This window comes from Variovorax sp. P4_D9 (assembly GCF_056401695.1).
On record NZ_JBFUIU010001311.1, the window covers coordinates 1 to 1,740 of the forward strand.

Below are 1,740 nucleotides of genomic sequence, written 5' to 3' on the forward strand. Positions count from 1 at the left end.
GTCGTCGGTGGCCTCGCGGTATTGCAGCGGGCTCTTGATACCGTGGAAGACCCAGCAGCGGGGGCAGTGCTCCTGCCCGGCCAGTGGCAGGTAGCCGCGCGCCCGCTGCTCCGCCCGTTCCCGCGTGACGGGCACGCCCTGGCGAACCGTGCGCGCCACGTCTTCGGCGGCCATGGTGCCCGCACGGCCGTTGGCCCGGTCGTTGAGCCCGTAGACCACCCGCGCGAACTCGAGCGGCGCCTGGCGCACCAGTGCCGCGATGCGGAGTTCTTCGAGCGATGAATCAGTCTCGGCCACGGGGGTGTTCATCGGTTCCCTGGATCAGATGCGTTGAAGGTGTCGAACGATCAAGTTACCACAACTGAAGTCGGACTTGCCAGTCGCCGAATGCCATAGACCCCTGACGCCATTCAAGCTCCCGTATTGGAATACTCCCTTCGTTCTGGTGGATGTATCGCGCAGACACTGCCGCGCATCGGCTCCAGAATCGCCGCACCCTGACCATGGCCGGATGACGCCSAATGATTTCCTGAACTGTGCGCAAGCGCGCCCTGCAGGCCATCGCCGAAGTGATGAAGAGTCTGTGGCCCTACATCGAGAAGCATCCCAGGTACGCCGCGCACGGCCTGCTCGATCGCCTGATCGAACCGGAACGGGTGCTCCTTGAACCGCCCTTGCCGCCGCCCATGGGCAGGGTGGTCAGCGCGTTTGCGATCCCAAGGGCTGCAGTCCCGGCGAGGTCATGCGCTTCTACCAGGTCTTCGTGAGCGAGCTGTTCCGCCACACCGACCGCGACGTCCCCGCCGACGACATCGGCGTCGGCACCCGCGAGATCGGTTTCATGGCCGGCATGATGAAGAAGCTCGGCAACAGCGCCGACTGCGTCTTCACCGGCATGGGCCTGAGTTACGGCGGCTCGCTGATGCGGCCCGAGGCCACAGGCTATGGCACGGTCTACTTCGCCGAGGAAATGCTGCGGCAGAAGGGCCTCGCGCTCGAAGGCCTGCGGGTCGGCGTGTCCGGGTCGGGCAACGTGGCGCAGTACGCGATCGAGAAGGCCATGTCCCTGGGCGCCCGGGTCGTGACGGTGTCCGACTCGAGCGGCACCGTCGTCGACCCGAGCGGCTTCACGCCGTCCAAACTCGCGCAATTGATGGAGGTGAAGAACCGGCACTACGGTCGCGTCGGCGACTACGCCGCGCAGGTCGGCGCCGAGTTCCTGCCCGGTCGCCGGCCCTGGCACGTGCCGGTCGATCTCGCCCTGCCCTGCGCGACGCAGAACGAGCTCGATGCCGAGGACGCGGCCATGCTGGTGAAGAACGGCGTACTGTGCGTCGCCGAAGGCGCCAACATGCCGTCCACAATGGAGGCCATCGAGCTGTTCGAAGCACGCGGCGTGCTGTTCGCGCCCGGCAAGGCCAGCGGCGTCGCGACCTCCGGCCTCGAGATGAGCCAGAACGCGATGCGGATTTCCTGGCCGCGCGAGGAGGTCGATGCGCGCCTGCGCTCGATCATGCGCAGCATCCACGAGGACTGCATGCGCCACGGCCGCCGCGCKGACGGCACGGTGAGCTACGTCGACGGCGCCAACGTGGCGGGCTTTGTCAAGGTGGCGGACGCGATGCTGGCGCAAGGCGTCGTCTGAGCCTCGGCTCGGGGCGCCGCGCCCATCGCGCGCGGCGCCCTTCTACGTCGCCGGCGAAGACGGCGCATCAGAACCGACGGTTGTAGGTGAAGAAG

The 1,740-nt window shown here is 67.3% G+C and carries 1 protein-coding gene and 1 pseudogene; one reads left to right on the forward strand and one right to left on the reverse strand.

What is annotated here, in order from left to right; all coding sequences use genetic code 11:
* The coding region (locus tag AC1DY5_RS54325) for a hypothetical protein (protein WP_478122476.1) at positions 1–309 on the reverse strand (309 nt) is incomplete at its 3' end.
* Between the two features lie 242 nt (positions 310–551).
* Here AC1DY5_RS54325 and AC1DY5_RS54330 point away from each other — a divergent pair.
* Positions 552–1,645, forward strand: a pseudogene (locus tag AC1DY5_RS54330) (Glu/Leu/Phe/Val dehydrogenase dimerization domain-containing protein); the annotation flags it as partial.
* Positions 1,646–1,740: the final 95 nt, after the last annotated feature.